The sequence below is a fragment of the Bacillus sp. AY18-3 genome, from assembly GCF_008042305.1.
GTDB lineage: Bacteria > Bacillota > Bacilli > Bacillales > Bacillaceae_G > Bacillus_A > Bacillus_A wiedmannii.
Genome location: NZ_QKQR01000013.1, coordinates 337005 through 354292 on the forward strand (window position 1 = coordinate 337005; position 17288 = coordinate 354292).

General features: G+C 32.8%; 25 protein-coding genes. 8 read left to right on the forward strand and 17 right to left on the reverse strand.

Annotated features, from left to right (window positions below; all coding sequences use genetic code 11):
* The first annotated feature begins 110 nt into the window (after positions 1-110).
* Positions 111-296, forward strand: a complete 186-nt coding sequence (locus DM800_RS13265) for a YhzD family protein (protein WP_000539551.1) — start codon at positions 111-113, stop codon at positions 294-296.
* Positions 297-322: 26 nt separating this feature from the next.
* Here DM800_RS13265 and DM800_RS13270 read toward each other — a convergent pair whose 3' ends face one another.
* Entirely contained in the window at positions 323-685 is a 363-nt protein-coding gene (locus DM800_RS13270; RefSeq protein WP_000582797.1) for a hypothetical protein, read from the reverse strand.
* 154 nt (positions 686-839) lie between these two features.
* Here DM800_RS13270 and DM800_RS13275 point away from each other — a divergent pair, with 154 nt between their 5' ends.
* The gene (locus DM800_RS13275; protein ID WP_000273536.1) at positions 840-980 is read left to right on the forward strand and encodes a YflJ family protein; all 141 of its coding nucleotides are present in this window, start codon (positions 840-842) and stop codon (positions 978-980) included.
* A 66-nt stretch (positions 981-1046) separates the two neighbouring features.
* Here DM800_RS13275 and DM800_RS13280 read toward each other — a convergent pair whose 3' ends face one another.
* From DM800_RS13280 to DM800_RS13295, 4 genes are all read right to left on the reverse strand, one after another.
* On the reverse strand, positions 1047-1445 hold the full coding sequence (locus DM800_RS13280; protein WP_147786973.1) for a hypothetical protein: 399 nt from the start codon (positions 1443-1445) through the stop codon (positions 1047-1049).
* A gap of 122 nt (positions 1446-1567) precedes the next feature.
* Entirely contained in the window at positions 1568-2002 is a 435-nt protein-coding gene (locus tag DM800_RS13285) for a hypothetical protein (RefSeq protein ID WP_147786974.1), read from the reverse strand.
* Between the two features lie 163 nt (positions 2003-2165).
* The gene (locus tag DM800_RS13290) at positions 2166-2810 is read right to left on the reverse strand and encodes a response regulator (protein ID WP_016133827.1); all 645 of its coding nucleotides are present in this window, start codon (positions 2808-2810) and stop codon (positions 2166-2168) included.
* Complete coding sequence (locus tag DM800_RS13295; RefSeq protein WP_147786975.1) at positions 2800-4017, reverse strand: sensor histidine kinase; 1218 nt, start codon at positions 4015-4017, stop codon at positions 2800-2802. The genes DM800_RS13290 and DM800_RS13295 overlap by 11 nt, the downstream gene beginning before the upstream one ends.
* Before the next feature lie 358 nt (positions 4018-4375).
* Here DM800_RS13295 and DM800_RS13300 point away from each other — a divergent pair, with 358 nt between their 5' ends.
* Entirely contained in the window at positions 4376-5371 is a 996-nt protein-coding gene (locus DM800_RS13300) for a zinc-dependent alcohol dehydrogenase family protein (RefSeq protein ID WP_147786976.1), read from the forward strand.
* Between the two features lie 117 nt (positions 5372-5488).
* Positions 5489-5794 (forward strand): hypothetical protein, encoded by a 306-nt coding sequence (locus DM800_RS13305; protein ID WP_147786977.1) that lies wholly within the window; start codon positions 5489-5491, stop codon positions 5792-5794.
* A 656-nt stretch (positions 5795-6450) separates the two neighbouring features.
* On the opposite strand, the gene DM800_RS13310 is transcribed toward DM800_RS13305, so the two are convergent.
* From DM800_RS13310 to DM800_RS29190, 4 genes are all read right to left on the reverse strand, one after another.
* Positions 6451-6762, reverse strand: coding sequence for a YbjQ family protein (locus DM800_RS13310; RefSeq protein ID WP_000637510.1), 312 nt, complete (start codon positions 6760-6762; stop codon positions 6451-6453).
* Positions 6763-6898: 136 nt separating this feature from the next.
* On the reverse strand, positions 6899-7102 hold the full coding sequence (locus DM800_RS13315; RefSeq protein ID WP_088121490.1) for a DUF4028 family protein: 204 nt from the start codon (positions 7100-7102) through the stop codon (positions 6899-6901).
* A 138-nt stretch (positions 7103-7240) separates the two neighbouring features.
* Entirely contained in the window at positions 7241-7771 is a 531-nt protein-coding gene (locus tag DM800_RS13320; RefSeq protein ID WP_147786978.1) for a general stress protein, read from the reverse strand.
* A 30-nt stretch (positions 7772-7801) separates the two neighbouring features.
* The gene (locus DM800_RS29190; protein ID WP_001004564.1) at positions 7802-7942 is read right to left on the reverse strand and encodes a hypothetical protein; all 141 of its coding nucleotides are present in this window, start codon (positions 7940-7942) and stop codon (positions 7802-7804) included.
* A gap of 223 nt (positions 7943-8165) precedes the next feature.
* Here DM800_RS29190 and DM800_RS13325 point away from each other — a divergent pair, with 223 nt between their 5' ends.
* The 3 genes from DM800_RS13325 to DM800_RS13335 all read left to right on the forward strand — a co-directional run bounded on the left by DM800_RS13325 (position 8166) and on the right by DM800_RS13335 (position 12187).
* Positions 8166-8417, forward strand: a complete 252-nt coding sequence (locus DM800_RS13325; protein ID WP_116443159.1) for a hypothetical protein — start codon at positions 8166-8168, stop codon at positions 8415-8417.
* Between the two features lie 205 nt (positions 8418-8622).
* Positions 8623-11313: a response regulator gene (locus DM800_RS13330; protein WP_147786979.1), complete on the forward strand. Its 2691-nt coding sequence runs from the start codon at positions 8623-8625 to the stop codon at positions 11311-11313.
* A 16-nt stretch (positions 11314-11329) separates the two neighbouring features.
* Positions 11330-12187 (forward strand): CheR family methyltransferase, encoded by an 858-nt coding sequence (locus DM800_RS13335; RefSeq protein ID WP_088121486.1) that lies wholly within the window; start codon positions 11330-11332, stop codon positions 12185-12187.
* Positions 12188-12225: 38 nt separating this feature from the next.
* Here DM800_RS13335 and DM800_RS13340 read toward each other — a convergent pair whose 3' ends face one another.
* The 5 genes from DM800_RS13340 to DM800_RS13360 form a co-directional block, all read right to left on the reverse strand.
* The gene (locus tag DM800_RS13340; RefSeq protein WP_147786980.1) at positions 12226-13368 is read right to left on the reverse strand and encodes a fused response regulator/phosphatase; all 1143 of its coding nucleotides are present in this window, start codon (positions 13366-13368) and stop codon (positions 12226-12228) included.
* 167 nt (positions 13369-13535) lie between these two features.
* Positions 13536-13976 carry a ferritin-like domain-containing protein gene (locus DM800_RS13345; RefSeq protein WP_147786981.1) on the reverse strand — a complete coding sequence of 147 codons (441 nt, stop codon included), beginning with the start codon at positions 13974-13976 and terminating at the stop codon, positions 13536-13538.
* Positions 13977-14045: 69 nt separating this feature from the next.
* Positions 14046-14822 carry an RNA polymerase sigma factor SigB gene (gene sigB, locus DM800_RS13350; RefSeq protein WP_147786982.1) on the reverse strand — a complete coding sequence of 259 codons (777 nt, stop codon included), beginning with the start codon at positions 14820-14822 and terminating at the stop codon, positions 14046-14048.
* On the reverse strand, positions 14785-15267 hold the full coding sequence (rsbW, locus tag DM800_RS13355; protein WP_075310429.1) for an anti-sigma B factor RsbW: 483 nt from the start codon (positions 15265-15267) through the stop codon (positions 14785-14787). The genes sigB and rsbW overlap by 38 nt, the downstream gene beginning before the upstream one ends.
* A gap of 6 nt (positions 15268-15273) precedes the next feature.
* Positions 15274-15612 (reverse strand): STAS domain-containing protein, encoded by a 339-nt coding sequence (locus DM800_RS13360; protein ID WP_141555644.1) that lies wholly within the window; start codon positions 15610-15612, stop codon positions 15274-15276.
* A gap of 196 nt (positions 15613-15808) precedes the next feature.
* Here DM800_RS13360 and DM800_RS13365 point away from each other — a divergent pair, with 196 nt between their 5' ends.
* Positions 15809-16009, forward strand: a complete 201-nt coding sequence (locus tag DM800_RS13365) for a methyltransferase (protein WP_147786983.1) — start codon at positions 15809-15811, stop codon at positions 16007-16009.
* A gap of 182 nt (positions 16010-16191) precedes the next feature.
* Here the strand turns inward: DM800_RS13365 and DM800_RS13370 are convergent, their stop codons facing one another.
* From DM800_RS13370 to DM800_RS13380, 3 genes are all read right to left on the reverse strand, one after another.
* Positions 16192-16443 carry a GlsB/YeaQ/YmgE family stress response membrane protein gene (locus DM800_RS13370; RefSeq protein WP_000522902.1) on the reverse strand — a complete coding sequence of 84 codons (252 nt, stop codon included), beginning with the start codon at positions 16441-16443 and terminating at the stop codon, positions 16192-16194.
* 75 nt (positions 16444-16518) lie between these two features.
* Positions 16519-16719, reverse strand: coding sequence for a CsbD family protein (locus DM800_RS13375; RefSeq protein ID WP_097890582.1), 201 nt, complete (start codon positions 16717-16719; stop codon positions 16519-16521).
* 50 nt (positions 16720-16769) lie between these two features.
* Complete coding sequence (locus DM800_RS13380) at positions 16770-17159, reverse strand: YflT domain-containing protein (protein WP_000448812.1); 390 nt, start codon at positions 17157-17159, stop codon at positions 16770-16772.
* Between the last annotated feature and the right edge of the window lie 129 nt (positions 17160-17288).

Genomic DNA, 17288 nt, shown 5'->3' on the forward strand with positions numbered 1-17288 from the left:
AAAGTTTCACTTTATTGTAACACGCAATGTCATATATTTCTTTGCATATTCTATTGATTTATGCCAAAATAGTTATAAGATTCTGATTTTAATTATTGGAGGGAATTTTCATGGGAGTATACGTTCTAACAGTCTTTGAAAAAGATGGTTCTAAAGCATTAGACGAATCATTCGAGGCGGCAACTGAAAAAGAAGCGAAAGCAAAAGGTGAATCTATTTTACAAGAAAAAGGATTGTATGAAAAAACACATCGCTGCACATCTTCTGCAGGTAAGCTCGTTTTATTCCAGCGCTAAAAAAAGAAGCGTCATCCGCTTCTTTTTCACTCTACTATATCTTCGTCACACCACGTAAACACCACATCTAGAATGCGATTACCGATACGTACGCGCTTATTCCATTTTCCTGTTTGGATCTGATGTTGCAATTCTGCTTTCATCTTTTCCGTCCAGTCGTGAATCGTTTCACTACCGTTGTACGGATATACGCTCGGAAACTCTTCCTGCAGTAGATGCAAGCTCTCTGCATCAAAATGAAAATGGAAGAAGTAGTTTGCTGTAAGCGATGGTTCTTGCAATCGTAAAAAATGATCATCAACTTGCTTTCTATTCCTATAGAAAGTAAAGATATTCACTTTACCGCTCGTAATTTGGTCAATTTGAATTTCGTGCTTCTCTATAATCACGTCTTGCCCACCTCGTTATATACTATCCTTAGTATATATGTCTTTTGCAACAAAGTTAACCATTTTCGCGCGAAATTCATTTCCTTCATTATATTACCTGTACCTCCATATGCAATCAGAACAAATAAAAACAAAGTTGAAGGGGAGCGATCACATGTATTTCGGAAGCAAAGGTTGGTATGTAAAAGAACTTAAAAAATTAGGTATTCGTACTTATGAAGGTAAAAAACTAGAATCATATCGTACGCATGTGTTATCTAGTTTACTTGAGAGAATGAAGAAGGCTTCGGCTTAATAGATGTAGGAAGCAGCTGCGGTTGCTTCCTTTTTATTTAGTAAATAAAAAGAAAATCATCATACCTTAACTTTTTAACTTTACCGTTATACTTCCTTGATAGAAACCACCCATTATCAACTGAATCTCTATTATCAAATCCCCTTCCAGATAATCTTTCGTATATATTTTAAATTCTCCATGCTTATTAACCCGTCCGCTTCCAACATACATATCACCACTTGTTATGACAATTGTTGAATGAGGTTCTGCACAGCCCAATATAAAATCATCACTATATTCCACAGAACCTATAGTTATTTTTTGATGAATATTATTATCTGAATCTATACATTTATTTTTAAACAAATTAACATTGCTTTCTTCCGCCCTCGAAAGCGCTCGATTCCTGCTAGTCTTTTCTGAAGAGAAAGCAACATTCCCCAACCAACTAAACCTATCAAATATAGTAATAGGTAGAAACATCTATGTTAACTCCCCCATTCTTCCAATAATTCCTTCTCATTTTTTATCAACTACAGTCTTTTAATGAACTGGCAGCAATACGTTTTATGTTGGGATAAAAGAAAACAGCTTTGATTTCCCATTCAATTTCGCACTGTTAATTTGTACAGAACACATAGAATACTGGTTTTCACCCCAGATGTAATGACAACACTACACAAAAGAAACCACGGTCCATTAAATGTAAATCCATCTTCAAATATGTTAATAATAATTATGTTGCCAATTATTAAGAGAACCCATGAAATGGAAAACTGTTTTCCATTTGTAATATATAAAGTTTCATCCTCATAACAGACTGTAATTCCCCCACCTTGCCAAACACCAATAGCGAAAGAAAAAAGCGTAACTGCCAGTAACTCTGCTTGTAAATCCCTAGTCATTGGTTGCGGCGCCATATAAGTAATAATCCCTATCATCATGAGAAAAGTTAAAATATCTATCCAGTTTAATTTTCTTTGTTTGCTTTGCAGCCAAATAAAGAAAATTAATACAGGAATTAAAAGCAAAGTTTCCATTTACTTATTCTTCTTCCTTTCCTACATTAGAAACGCCTGTAATTGTAATACAATTACAATGTTCTTAAATCTCTCATACTTTCTGAAGCATAACACGAGAAAAAAATAAAAAAATCGTACAAAAGGGCAAGCCTATAATGTACGATTGGGCATATATAATGTTTTAAAAATGAATTAACTTCCTTTCAATAGATACAGCTACTGCTTCTGACCGGGAATTAACACCTAATTTATTGTATATATTTGTTAAATACGCTTTTACCGTTCGCTCAGCTATCCCCATATCAAATGCAATTTCTTTATTCTTATATCCGCGTGCAATAGCTTTCAACACAAACAATTCTTTTTCTGTTAAGCTGTTCCCTTCAACCTTATCAGCATGTATTTCTTTCCTTTTATAGTTCACTATCTTTTCCATAATATTTGGTTGTAGTAAAATCTCACCTCGAATAGCCGCTTCTAACGTTCGAAACAAATTCTCACGATCCGTATCTTTTAGCAAATATCCTTTTGCTCCTAACTCAATTCCCTTTAACATTAATTCATCTTCATTATAAGTAGTTAATATGATAATCGGCGTATGGTTTTGTTTTTTATTCAAAGCCTCAATTGTTTCTAAACCACTCATTTTAGGCATATTCAAATCCATTAAAATGACATCAGGTTCCTTTTTCTCTATGAAAGAAAGAGCTTCTTCTCCATTTGCAGCCTCACCTATAATTTGAAATGAATCACTCGTTTCTATTATTAATTTCAGACCTTCTCTTACAACGAAATGATCATCTACAATTAATACATTATGCTTCATGGCTATCTCCTTCTTTATTTATAGGCACTTGAATATACACTTTCGTACCTTTCATCTTTTCACTCAATATATGTATTTCTCCCTTAATCAATCGAACACGCTCATTTAGACCAATTAAACCATAATGTCCAGGATTCTTACCGATATATCTAGTGTCAAAACCAATTCCATTATCTTCAACTTCAATAGTAAGTTGTTCAAGATCACTGATATATTCAACTTTTAAATGTACATCTGTGGCCTGTGAATGTTTTGCGATATTCGTTAAACATTCACTAATTACATATAAACAGTGCTCTTTTACTAAGTTTGAAATATGCGGGGGACTTTGAATAGTAAATCTCACTTGTATAGATGTAGCCTCAGAAAAACGTTGAATCTCTTCCTCTACTGCTTCATTAAATGAATTAGTAGTATGACGCAAATCATCAATAACCAACCTTGCATCATGTAAAGTTTGTCTCGCCCTTATCATAGTTTGTTTCATAATCTCTTGAGATCGTCCTATATTCCCTTTCTGCATATGGGCATCTATTGCTTCCAATTGCATAATTAAGCTGGCTAAACCTTGCGCTAACGTATCATGTAAATCTCTTGCCATACGCTGCCTTTCATTAGCTAATGTCAATTCTTCTACTCTCATATATGCAGACTCTAACTCTTGAATATAGCTCTGTATACGATTACGTGCATCAAATTGCTGCTTATTAATATAAGAAAAAGGAATAATAATTGCTAACACTAAAAGAAACATAGAGATAAGAATAGCTAATTTATTCACACCATAATTAATACTAATTGCAGCACAAAATATTGCATACATAAGAGTAAAAACTGCCATTACTTTAAATATATTGTTATAAACATATAAACTTTGGGCGATTAAAATAGGAGTTAATCCAACAAAAATCGCTATCGAAGCATTTGTCGCAATAAACGCAGCCAAAAACACAATGAAAAGTTGTACAAAAAAGAAGTACAACAATTGCCTATTTTTTAATGAACTCGCATACCAATGAAAAATAGTATGAATAACAATGACTATTGTAAAGAAAAAACTATCCATAGAGAAAATATTATTACGAAATTCTAAAAGTATTGAAGCTATATATACGAGTGTAATCCATAAAATAATAAACCTTCTTGGAATAAATACCACTTCCAATACATTTGCATCCAAATCTATATTTAAACTTATTTTTTTCATATCTGACCTCCACCATTACATTATACAAGATGCAACTTACATTTTGATAAAGTGAAGGCTTTTACATACAGCCCGACTCCCACAAATAGCGGGATAAGTCACTTATTCCTCTTCATCCTCATTACCAAATACAAATATGAATTATTTTATATCGAAATACACTGATGTTTATGTAAGATTATTATTCAGTAACCCATACAATGCTACATAATTAATGTATATTTTAAAAGTTTGCACAAGCAAAATCTCCTCAAAGTATAAACGACGACTTTCTGTTCCCTTTTATTTAGTGCTAATGAAATAATCATTTAAACTGAAAATACTATAATTAACCCAATCAAACTAAGGGGGCACATTTATCTTGCACGGAAAACACATTCAATTTCATGAGTTTGGGAACCCAAAAGATGTATTACAAGTTGAATATAAAAATATAGAACCATTAAAAGATAATGAAGTTTTCGTTCGTATGTTAGTTAGGCCGATTAATCCATCTGACTTAATTCCAGTAACCGGAGCGTACGCTCATAGAATCCCTTTACCTAACATACCTGGTTATGAAGGTGTTGGTATTGTAGAAGATGTTGGCGCGGGCGTTACTAGAGACCTTATCGGTAAACGTGTTTTACCGTTACGAGGCGAAGGTACTTGGCAAGAGTATGTGAAGACATCAGCTGATTTTGTAGTCCCTATTCCTGATTCCATCGATGATTTCACAGCGGCACAAATGTATATTAATCCCCTTACGGCGTGGGTTACTTGTACAGAAACGTTAAACTTACAGAGTAATGACATTTTATTAGTAAATGCTTGTGGATCCGCTATTGGTCATCTTTTTGCGCAGTTATCACAAATTTTAAACTTCCGATTAATTGCTATTACAAGAAATAATAAGCATACAGAAGAATTACTGCGCCTTGGTGCTGCATATGTAGTTGATACTTCCACTGCCCCGCTTTATGAAACAGTTATGGAATTAACGAACGGGCTCGGTGCGGATGCTGCAATTGATTCTATCGGAGGACCGGATGGAAATGCATTAGCTTTCTCCTTACGTCCAAACGGGCACTTTTTAACGATCGGTCTTCTATCAGGAATACAAGTGAACTGGGCCGAGATTGTCACGAAAGCAAAAGTGCACGCGAACATATTTCATTTACGACATTGGAATAAAGAAGTGGCACCATATAAATGGCAAGAAACGTTTCGTCACTTAATTCGCTTAGTGGAAAATAAGCAATTGCGTTTTATGACGGTACATTCCACGTATGACTTAGCGGATGTGAAAACGGCGGTTGATGTTGTGCAGTCTGCTGAGAAAACGAAAGGAAAAGTGTTTTTGACGAGTTATTAACTACAATTGAAGAAGGCTTTTTGATTGACCTTTTAAATAGAATAGATAGTATGTTTAGGAGTACCCGATTGTAAATATATGGTATAATTTAATTAAAAAGCGAAAGGAGCTTCTAACATGTGGTTCATTTCGGCAATCGCGCCTGTTGTAATAGTTGGTGGAATTGTAGTATTTGTAATTAAAAGATTGGAACATAAATATAAGAACGGAAAATTAGGTAAGAAAAAATCTCAAAAAGCTCAACTGTTATTAGATAGTTTCATACCTATGGGAATGCTTGTCGGCTGTATAATCGGTTTGATTTTCGGTATGTTTTTCCCGGATTTCTCACTGCTTTCCATTAGTTTAGGGTCTGGAATAGGCTATTTATTTGGTTATTTCGCCTATGAAATTTATAGCAAGACAGGAAATAATTTTTCATAATCCAAAAGAAATAAGTGAGGACAGTACATAGTAGTCATATACAATATGTACTGTCCTTTATTTTTGCATCAACGTTATCACCTTACCTTCCACATCCTATACACCTTTTTTATTGATTTTCCTCTCCTCCCTCTTTTGTATATCCGCTTTTTTATTTTCATTGGATCTATACCCATAGTAAAGTAGAGCACATGTAATAACTGAACCTACAATATATCCTAAAAAACATCCTAACCAAAACATAATGTAACCCCCTCCATTCATTATAAATTTTATGTAATACAACTCTTTACATGCTCAATCGTTTATTTCTATAAACTATACACCATCTAAAGTTATTCATACCATTATTTCTCCCCTTACCTCAAATAACAATTTTATTATTTATCATAAAGTTAACACTCTCGTTAAACATATATAAAGATTGTTGTATTTCTTACTTTTCTCCTTGAAAACAATATATACTACATTTGAAATAAGCAGGTACGTCTGCTTATTATCTAAATTCCCGTGCAATACCCCCTCACGAAATGCTAGGAGCAATCCTAGCATTTTTTACAATACGCCATCAACTCTTCTTCATTTTAACTTTAATCATGAAACAAAAAAATCCCCTCAAAGCATGAACTTCAAGGGGGAGCCTGTTTTTTATTTACTTATATACGTACAGCTGTACCACTTACAGCAACCATTAACATTCCATCACGAACAACTTCGTAATCTACGTCAATACCAACGATAGCGTTCGCACCTTTTTGTTTTGCAAGTTCTTTCATTTCATCCATTGCGATATCACGAGCTTCTTTTAGCTTGCTTTCGTAAGAACCAGCACGACCACCGACAACATCACGAACGGAAGCGAATAAGTCGCGGACAATATTTGCACCCATAATAGCTTCACCATTTACAATATCGATATACTCAATAATTTCTTTACCTTGAATTCCAGACGTTGTTGTTACAATCATGACTGACACTCTCCTAATATGTTGTAGTTTTTTAATGCGCTTTCTTATGTCTTTATTATGACACAGAAAAAGTATCTAATCTATTGAATTACCTTACAGGAGTGTGACAATTTTGTAAGAATGAAACGGCTATTATTTAATAAAGCGCTTTTACGTTAGGATACATAAACGATTTTCTATTTTCTTTCCAATCCTTTTCCACTTCTTTAAAGGTTGGTCGCCCTAATTCTTCATTGTTTTCCTGTTTACTAAACCATTTCTTCACATACTGCTCTCCATTTTTATTTTGCACTGTACAAAGGAAACTATTACTACTATCCTTTAATATTTTTACAATCACGAAAAGACACCCCTTCTCTCTTAAACTTGATCTTTTACTATAAGCCCTTCCTCTCTTATAGTCATACGACTCCTCGGCCGTGCCAAAGTTGTAAGATCAAAAACGATATTCATTATGTTTAAATATGTGACGTACATATTATTTAAAGAAATCAGAGTTATACGCATTATGCTTATCAAATATTTTATAGATTTCTAACTTATCATCTAATTTTGCATCTACTAAAATTAATATATTTCCATCGTAAATGTATTCTTCATATTTTTTAGCATGTTCTTCGGGAATTCCTAATCCGATAAATGCTCCTATTAAACTTCCAGCTCCTCCGCCAATACCGGCTCCTCCAATAGCTGCTGCGATAGGTCCCGCCGCTACGATTGGACCCATTCCAGAAACGGCAAGTATACCAAGACCTGTTAATAAACCACCGAGTCCGCCTGCTACTCCTCCTGCCACAAGCCCTGTCGCTGAAAGGATATCCGCTTTATGTGCAGTTTCATGATTCACTTTTTCACCCGATTTTTCTTCCAGATGTTCAATTTCCTTTTGATCCTTCGCAATAGCTGAAATATTATCCGCCGCATATCCTTTATCATTTAATTCATTAATAACACATGCCGCATCATCAATTGTTCTAAAAACACCTACTATTTTTCTATCTATATCCATAACTATTAACCTCCTAAAGTTTTATATAATTTATCTTTCTTCATTTCTGTATACACTGATCTTCTTATTAACATAACCATTTACGAAAAAAGCGAATAGTAAAAGGATTACAAGCGAACTACTTAACAAGTAAATTAAATCAAATGTAATATCAATCATCATTTCATTCATGTATACCAGACTCCTTTTTATTTAAAGTAAAAGTATATTTTTATAGACTAGAACTCTTATAATTCATCTTCAGTCAATCTCTTTCTAGTATATGTATACCCTTCGTAACCCTTTCTAAACGTAAAAATACTATAATTATATTTTTTCTTATTTATATGTTTAACATTTTTTAAAACGGGTATGTTTATATTGTTATGCTTACTATATGGAAAGGAATATTTCGATGAATGCAATCCAATCTACTACTATTCTTTATAATGAAACACCTACAATAACGCAGATTCATCATTTTTATGCTTTAATGACAACATTTCAAACGAATTTATTTATAAGTAAACACGGAACACTTACTTCTATTAAAAACTTAAGCACATTAGTATCCTTTTTCCTTACTGTAAAAAAGAGAGAGCTTGTATTATTTATCTTTGAAGGAATAGATGCAAAAAAAGCTTTAAGAACACTCTTTCCTTCTTAAAAGTTATATGATCCCCCTATTCCCTCGATTGTTACTTTTCATATATAGTTTTATATTTCAAAATGATTTCCTCTATTAAAAAAGAACCCCCTAATACAATAGGGGGATTTCTAGTTTGGCCTTATGAAAACTGATATAATATATATTACGTTTTTCATTCTTTACAATTGAAAACTTTGAATAACCTTGAAGGTAGGAATTTTTAATGAAATCGAAAGCAAAATTTAGTATTCGCTTCAAAATTATGGCTGGTTATTTAGTTATCATTTTGTTCTTGCTTATTTCTTTCATTATGTTAAACAATGGGATTTCCAGTTTACAAAAATCTCGTAATTTTATTATTGATCACGATTTTAAAGTTCTTAATTTAACGAATCAAGTGGAGAAAGATTTACTCACAATTGAAAATAAAGCGAAAGGATTTATCACTTCTAATGATGCAAATTACGTTCAATCCCTTAACGCTGCGGAAAAGGATTACGAAAAACATTATCAAGATCTTTTAGCTCTATTAGAGGATAACCCTTCTCAGCAAGAAAAATTAAAACAGATTAATGAAAACATTACTAGTTGGATTAATAAAGAGATTCACCCATTCATTACAAATCACAATAATAATAACGTACAAGCGATCGACACGACTCAAATTCAATCATTACAATCGCAGCTAACTAACTTCCGTAGTGTAGAGGAACAACTAACGAAAAAAAGAGCTGCACAATTAGATACCGAAAATAATAAATTAGAGATTTGGTTATATAGTTTATTGTTCTTACTTTCTTGTATTTCCATTATTATTTCACTCTATATTTCGAATTCCATTACAAAAACGATTAAAAATGTAATTCAAGTTATTAAATCCATTTCTTCTAAAGAAAAAATTACGGAAAGAATTCATGTAAACACACGGGATGAAATAAAAGATCTTGCTCATACAACGAACCACCTACTAGACGAAATATCTAAAAGAGAGTGGTTGCAAACCGAGCTTGCAGAATTAATTTTAATGTATCAAGGTGTATCTTCTATTGAGATGTTAGGTAACAAAATTCTTAGTGGAGTTATACAAAAAACGCAAACTTCTTGCGGTGCATTTTATATACGTGAAGAAATTGAAGACACTGTCTACTATGTGAAGAAAGCTTCTTTCGCAGATCAAGGTGCTGATATTGGGAAACAATCCATTAAAATGGGTGAAGGTTTCATTGGACAGTCTGCTTTAGAAAAGAAAAGTTTTATTCTTCGAGACATACCTGAAGAATTTCGTTACGTTACTACTGGATTATTAGAAATACGCCCTAAAAACCTACTAGTCGTCCCTATCTTATTTGAAGATGAAGTAATCGCAGTAATGGAGTTAGTAAGTGTAACTGAGATTTCAGACTTACATCAAGATTTAATTCAACAAACTGTTGATAATCTAGGTTTAACAATCCATAGTATTATGGGACGTATGCGAATTCAAACTCTTTTACATGAATCACAAGCAATGACAGAAGAGCTGCAAGTTCAATCAGAAGAATTGCAAACGCAAGCTGAAGAACTACAAATGCAAGCTGAAGAATTAAGAACAACGAATGAACAACTAGAGTTTAGAACTGAAGAGGCCGAGCAAAAGACAGCTGACTTACAAATTACTAAATCAGAATTAGAAGAAAAAGCAAGTGAGTTATTACGTAGCTCAAAATACAAATCAGAATTTCTAGCAAATATGTCACATGAATTACGCACACCGTTAAATAGTATTTTACTATTATCTGAAATGCTAAAAGAAAATCATGATAATCATTTATCCGACGATGAAATTGAATTAGCAACCGTTATTCATTCATCAGGGAAAGATTTACTTACTTTAATTAATGACATACTAGATTTATCTAAAGTAGAAGCTGGAAAACTAGATGTTATTTTTGAAGCAACGAATATAAGTGACATGGCAGCAAATATGCAGCAAAACTTTTTACATATAGCTGCACAAAAAAATGTCGAATTTACGATTGAAGACAGTGATGCTATTCCTGATCTGTTTTATACAGATGCAAAACGGATTGAACAAATTATTAAAAACTTATTATCCAATGCATTTAAATTCACGGAAAAAGGATCCGTTTCTTTACATTTCGATTCAATAGCAACAACTAATTTAAGTCATGATATGCAGTCTATCAGTAATGATTGGATGAAAATTTCGGTAAAAGATACTGGTATTGGTATCGCTACAGAACAGCATCAACTTATTTTCGAAGCCTTTCAACAGGCAGATGGCGCAACGATTCGGAAATATGGTGGTACAGGCTTAGGGTTATCTATTTGTAAAGAATTTGCTAGATTGTTAGGTGGTTGGATTACGTTGGAGAGTCATGTAGGAGAAGGCAGTACTTTCACTGTATATATTCCTAACCTTCCAAATGGACTAACTGATATACAAGTATCCAATTTAGAGGTTGCAGCAACGATAGAAGATGTTACCCCTGCTGAAGTTGTGGAGGAAACTATCGTGACACCAGAAACAAATAATGTCTTCCAAGAGAAAACCATTTTAATTGTCGATGATGATCACCGAAATATATTTGCATTACAAAATGCATTAAAAAAACAACATGCCAACATTATTACTGCACAAAATGGCATAGAGTGTTTAGACATACTAAAAAACAATACAAATATTGACCTTATTTTAATGGATATTATGATGCCGAATATGGACGGTTATGAAACGATGGAACATATCCGAATGAACTTAAGGTTACATGAAATACCTATTATCGCATTAACTGCGAAAGCAATGCCAAATGATAAAGAGAAATGTTTATCTGCTGGCGCTTCAGATTATATAAGTAAACCATTAAATTTACATCAACTCTATTCGGTAATGAGTGTATGGTTAATAAAATAAGTGAGGTTTAGTTTAAGTGGAAAATAAGTATTATAATTTTGATCCATCTGTAGATATGGATAAGCGTACGAACTTAGAAATTGAATTACTATTAGAAGCGGTATTTAAACTATCTGGCTTCGATTTCCGCCAATATGCTCGTACATCTATTTATAGAAGAATTTGTAATCGAATGCAGATCTCTAATATACCAACCATTTCAAAGTTAATTGAAAAAGTAATTCATGAGGAAGGGTTTTTAGAACAGTTATTAAATGATTTCTCCATTAATGTAACTGAAATGTTCCGTAACCCTAACTTTTTTAAAGCGCTAAGAGAGCATGTCATTCCTGAATTAAAAAAGTATCCTGAAATTAGAATTTGGCATGCTGGATGCGCAACTGGTGAAGAAGTATTATCCATGTCCATCTTACTTCACGAAGAAGGATTAAGTGAAAAAGCTGTTATTTACGCAACAGATATGAATACAAATGTGTTAGAAAAAGCAAAACAAGGCATCCTTCCGTTAAATAAAATGCAAACTTATACGAAAAATTATTTACAAGCTGGCGGTACACAAGCATTTTCTAACTATTATTCAACAGATAATCGTTTTGCTTATTTTAATCCATCTCTTTTACAAAATATTATTTTTGCGCAGCATAATTTAGTAACTGATCAATCTTTTAACGAATTTCATATTATACTTTGCCGTAACGTTTTAATTTACTTTACAAGTAAACTTCAAAACCAAGTACAGCAACTATTTTATGAAAGCTTAGGTCACAATGGATTCCTATGTTTAGGAAATAAAGAAACTCTACGTTTTTCCGATATAATGCCGCATTATATCCAGTTTAATCCGAACGAACAAATCTATCAAAAAATACAATAAAAGCGTATGAAATCCTCTGTTTGGATTTCATACGCTTTTTATTTCGCATTCGTTTGTATCATAATGAGGCACATATCATCTGATTGTTCTTTCTTCTGTTCTTCCTTATAAAACCCTTCTATCTCTTCTTCTAAATCTCCCCATTTTCTTTCTGTAAAAGCACGTAATTTCTCTTCAGACTCAAATTCATCATTTGCAATTGCTTCAAGAACACCATCTGTACACAATACGATTTGAGCGTTCTTCTCAAAAGGTATAACTGTCTTTTCAACTTTTATTTCATCAAAAAATCCTACCGCACAACTCCCGCGATTCAGTTCAACCATATTTGTTTCATCAACTAAAACGTATCCAGAAGGATGTCCTGCATTTACATATTCAATCGTTCTCTTTTCTGTATCCACTACTAAATATATCGCTGTAAAATAATATGGAATATCGTCATTCTCATTATGTAAAAGAGTCATATATTTATTTAAGTCTTTAATGACAAGTTCTGGATCGATTAAAGATTTAATCGTTTCACGTAATACAGACGAAATAAACATACAAACTAATGAAGCAGATATACCATGTCCCATCACATCTAATAATATAATACCGTAGCGGTTTTCATCGATTTTATACCAATAATACATATCTCCAGCTAGTTTGAATGAAGGTAAATAGCTTGCTTCAATTTTTATATGATCTTCTCTTAATGGGCTACTTAATAAGTTTCTTTGTACTTGTGTAGCTAAATCCAATTCATTACGAAGGTTTTCTTCTTGTTCTTTATGCCAATTTAATTCCGATTTCAAGCGTAATGCTACACGCATACGCGCTAACAATTCAACTTTATTTATCGGTTTCGTAATATAATCCATTGCGCCTATATCAAGCGCTTCAGCTAATTTATTCGCATCTTCTAAAGCTGTTACAAAAATAATAGGAATATCTTTACACTTCTCCTCATTTTGTAATCGCCTACAAACTTCAAGTCCATCAATTTCAGGCATCATAATATCTAATAGTATTAAATCAATTTCATTATGCCTGGAAGAATCTTTTCCAAATTGAATGTATTCGAAAAGCTCTTGTGCAGAATTAAGCGATACAAGATCCTGATATCCGGCTTGTTTTAAAATTTTTTCAATTACAAAGATGTTAACCGGATTATCATCGACAATTAAAATGGACACAAGTTATTTCCCCTTTTCTTATATAAAATGTAAATCTATGATCATTTTCTATTTTTCTAGTATTACATACTCAGTTACAAAATGAAAATTTCCTACTCAAACATATTTTTTATACAGCAAAAGAACAAACCCCCTAGAAATGAGAGTTTGTTCTTTCACTCTATAAATTAATTTAACACCATTGCTTTATCACTTAAAAGACGTTCTAACTCTTCCATATGATTTGTTTCATCTGCAATCATATCTTCTAACTTTACAACTAACTCTGTCATATTTAATTTCGCGGCCTGTTCTTTTCTCGTTTCATAACGCTTAATTGTTTCATATTCTGACTTCCTAGCTTCTTCTAACATTTCTCTAACATCTTCTACTTGTTTCACTCGTAAAGGGATCGTAGTAGGTGTACCACCTAACGTCTTAATTTTCTCCGCTAAATATAGGGCATGTCCTTGTTCATCACTAATTTCAGATTCAAAGAAAGGTTTTAACACTTGTCTATATATGCCAGAAACTGTAGCAGCATTATGGTTATACATAATAATTGCCGAGTATTCTCCTGCTAAATCTTTATTCAATCCTTCGATTAGTTCTTTCACATCGTGTGACATTTTTATATCTCCTCCTATACTTAATAACTACCCCTTTTCTCATGTTTTAAACATAACTCTTTAAATTTTTTATGTATCTAAAAACGCCGCTTGCTTCAATTTACTTATCGCTTGTCTTTTAATACGAGAAACATGCATTTGTGAAATACCTAACCGTTCCCCTGTATCCTTTTGATTTAAATTCTCTTCAAATATATAATGAATAACACTCTTTTCCGTATCATTTAATACGTTAAAAATATCCTTTAAAACGAGACGTCTTTCTGTCTCTTCATATCCTTGCTCTACTTCACCTACAGATTCAATTCTCGCTACCGAACTGCCATCAGATGAATTTTCAACTACATCGTCTAAGGAAGATACTCGATAATTATTTTTCGCATCCATAATTTCTAGCACTTCCTCTTCGGATAGTTCTAAATGATCCGCAATCTCTATAATCTTCGGTGAACGTTGCAGTTGATCTGTTAGCTCCTCTATCGCAAGTTTAATCTTCCCGCCTAAATCTTTAATTCGCCTTGGAACATGAATACCCCAAGTTTTATCACGTAAATACTTCTTTATTTCCCCTACTATCGTAGGTATTGCAAATGGTTCAAAAGCGTTCCCTATTGAATAATCATACCTTCTTATTGCGCCTAAGAGCCCTAACATTCCTACTTGTATAATATCCTCATGCATCGGCCCACCTTTTGAATAACGATATGCAATGGAATGTACGAGGTTTTTATAGTGATTAACTAATCTTTCCTGTGCTTCATCACATTGGTTTTGTTGGAAGTCTATAATTAGTTTAATAACGTCTTCTTTAGCAAGATTTGTAGGTTGAGATTGGATTTCCATCATTCTCCACCTGCTCTCTTTGTATATATTTTGTCATTAAAACTGTCATGCCCTCATCATGCATAATTTGTATATCATCCATTAACGTATTGATTAAATATAAACCTAAACCATTTTCCGGTAAATGTTCTACTGGTTTACTAATATCATACGGACCAACTTTCCTTTTTAAGGTGCTAAAATCAAAGCTAACCCCATTATCAGCAACCATAATTTCTAATCGATCTTCATATAGACCAAAGACAATTGCAATTTCTCCAACGTCTTCTTTGTATGCATGTTGTACAATATTTGTACATGCTTCACTAATAGCAATTTTCATATCTTCTATATCGTCATAAGCAAAGCCCATTCGATTCGCAACACCAGCCATTGTTAAACGAATAATAGCCACATATTCTGCCTTTGCAGGAATTTTCATTTCTATCTTTTCAAATTTCTCCATCATCCCTAGTCACCTTCTTTCTACTTTTTCAAAATCGGAATTCAAATTTAATATTTCTGTTAGTCCTGTAATATCGAATAATCTTTTTAGTCTTTTAGATACACCAATAAACTCTAGCTTTCCATCATTTTTCTTAATTGCTTTTAATAGAGCTATAAACACGCCTAAACCTGTACTATCCATATACTCTACCTCAGTAAAATCTACTACAATATGAACCTCTTTTTCGCTTGCAATAGGCATCATCTTATTTTTTAAATCTGATGCCGTATATGCATCAATTTCACCATTAAGTTGTACTGTATAACCTAAATCATTTTGCAAAATATTTACTGCCAAATTCATCATTTCCGCCCCCTTATTTCAAACTCTTACTATTTAATTACCCATAAAAATTAATTTTAAACATATTTTTTTATTTTCATTATAAATAAATTTTCTACACCTTTCTCGGCTTAACACTTAAATCGTACTAATAAATGTTTAAAACTTATAATTTTGTGTATGTATAATGTATAAACATTATTTTTAGGGGGATCTATCTATGGAAGAGCACAACTTTAAAAAGGGAGATTTTGTTCAATTTTCTTATCGACACGATCATGCTACAAAATTAATTGGTTCCATTATTAACATACTAACGAATACAATTGTAGTGGATATCGGTAATAGCAACGACTTATCTCATATAGAACCAAGGCAGGTCGTAAAAATAAATAATTGTGAAAAAGTAACGATGGTTTAATACATAATAGAAAGTGTAATTTTAATGAGTGGGGGTTCTTCATCCTCCACTCTTTCCTATGCAGATTACATAAAAAAAGCATCCAATTAAACTAATTTGGATGCTTTTTTTATGTATTTTTACGAGCTTATCAACCTTATAGTCGCATATAACAAACTTAAGATTACCATTCATTATCATACTTACGCTTTCCGCAGCATTCTAGAAAAGAATGTAACGATTAAAATAAAGACGATTGCACCTAGTAACGCTGGAAGAATAAAGATGCCTCCCCATTCAGGACCCCAATGTCCAAATAACGCACTACCTACCCAAGATCCGATTAATCCGGCAATCACGTTACCAACTATACCTAACGGAAAGTCTTTTCCCGTAATCATTCCAGCTAACGCACCAATAAGTCCACCTACAATACACGTAATAATAAGTCCCACAATTAAACCTCCTATATTCGTTTTATATTGGATTCATCAAGCTTTGGTATGTAACCAAAGCTTGATGAACATATATTATTCTTTATTATCCAATTCATCACTTATCTTTTGTTTCACTTTTCCGACTTTTTCTTTTATCGTTCCCTTCGTCTTTTCCCACTTCCCTTCATTTTTTAACTCTCTATCATCTGTAACTTCACCAATTCCTTCTTTTACTTGTCCTTTTTTCTTTTCAACTTTACCTTTAACTTGTTCCTTTAGCCCGTTCTCACTCATATTTACAATCTCCTTTTCGTAATAGATTTATAGATTTACAGGATACAACTTTAAATAGAATACATGCATCTTCTTTCTTGTAACCATTCACCGACTCTTTCTAAATCCTTAACGAATAACAAGATTTTTCCTTCATCCAGCTTTTCTTCGTAGAAGTTCGCTTCTTCCTCATTAAGCCCTAACTCTTGCATCTTATTTCTTAACTGATCTCCCGTGTTTTGAAAGACGTTAATAATGCTTGTCCCAAGTCCTTCCTCTTTTATCCCAATTGTATTCACGTCTGCATTGTCTGCAATTCTATCTGTCCTCTCTTTCTCATGTGTTAATACGTAAATATCTTTTTGGTCTATCCCTTTCTTCACTAGATCATTCGCTGCATTCATGACCTCTTTCTCCGTAATAAATTCATATACAAAAGGTTTACTATACTTCGTTTCCATCTTTAACTTCCTCCTTTAAAATGAATTATTTGTTATATTATATGTAGTACACCCATTTTCGAAATGTTAAACATAAAATATGAAAAAAGTTATATGAATTTTTTCTATCCTAAAACTAGTAGAATAAAT

Excerpts from the sequence above, each read along its gene's own strand:
- DM800_RS13265 (WP_000539551.1), top strand. The coding sequence starts at position 111 with ATGGGAGTATACGTTCTAACAGTCTTTGAAAAAGATGGTTCTAAAGCA.
- DM800_RS13275 (WP_000273536.1), top strand. The coding sequence starts at position 840 with ATGTATTTCGGAAGCAAAGGTTGGTATGTAAAAGAACTTAAAAAATTA.
- DM800_RS13280 (WP_147786973.1), bottom strand. The coding sequence starts at position 1,445 with ATGTTTCTACCTATTACTATATTTGATAGGTTTAGTTGGTTGGGGAAT.
- DM800_RS13285 (WP_147786974.1), bottom strand. The coding sequence starts at position 2,002 with ATGGAAACTTTGCTTTTAATTCCTGTATTAATTTTCTTTATTTGGCTG.
- DM800_RS13290 (WP_016133827.1), bottom strand. The coding sequence starts at position 2,810 with ATGAAGCATAATGTATTAATTGTAGATGATCATTTCGTTGTAAGAGAA.
- DM800_RS13295 (WP_147786975.1), bottom strand. The coding sequence starts at position 4,017 with ATGAAAAAAATAAGTTTAAATATAGATTTGGATGCAAATGTATTGGAA.
- DM800_RS13305 (WP_147786977.1), top strand. The coding sequence starts at position 5,489 with ATGTGGTTCATTTCGGCAATCGCGCCTGTTGTAATAGTTGGTGGAATT.
- DM800_RS13310 (WP_000637510.1), bottom strand. The coding sequence starts at position 6,762 with ATGATTGTAACAACAACGTCTGGAATTCAAGGTAAAGAAATTATTGAG.
- DM800_RS13320 (WP_147786978.1), bottom strand. The coding sequence starts at position 7,771 with ATGGATATAGATAGAAAAATAGTAGGTGTTTTTAGAACAATTGATGAT.
- DM800_RS29190 (WP_001004564.1), bottom strand. The coding sequence starts at position 7,942 with ATGAATGAAATGATGATTGATATTACATTTGATTTAATTTACTTGTTA.
- DM800_RS13325 (WP_116443159.1), top strand. The coding sequence starts at position 8,166 with ATGAATGCAATCCAATCTACTACTATTCTTTATAATGAAACACCTACA.
- DM800_RS13330 (WP_147786979.1), top strand. The coding sequence starts at position 8,623 with ATGAAATCGAAAGCAAAATTTAGTATTCGCTTCAAAATTATGGCTGGT.
- DM800_RS13345 (WP_147786981.1), bottom strand. The coding sequence starts at position 13,976 with ATGTCACACGATGTGAAAGAACTAATCGAAGGATTGAATAAAGATTTA.
- sigB (WP_147786982.1), bottom strand. The coding sequence starts at position 14,822 with ATGATGGAAATCCAATCTCAACCTACAAATCTTGCTAAAGAAGACGTT.
- rsbW (WP_075310429.1), bottom strand. The coding sequence starts at position 15,267 with ATGATGGAGAAATTTGAAAAGATAGAAATGAAAATTCCTGCAAAGGCA.
- DM800_RS13360 (WP_141555644.1), bottom strand. The coding sequence starts at position 15,612 with ATGATGAATTTGGCAGTAAATATTTTGCAAAATGATTTAGGTTATACA.
- DM800_RS13365 (WP_147786983.1), top strand. The coding sequence starts at position 15,809 with ATGGAAGAGCACAACTTTAAAAAGGGAGATTTTGTTCAATTTTCTTAT.
- DM800_RS13375 (WP_097890582.1), bottom strand. The coding sequence starts at position 16,719 with ATGAGTGAGAACGGGCTAAAGGAACAAGTTAAAGGTAAAGTTGAAAAG.
- DM800_RS13380 (WP_000448812.1), bottom strand. The coding sequence starts at position 17,159 with ATGGAAACGAAGTATAGTAAACCTTTTGTATATGAATTTATTACGGAG.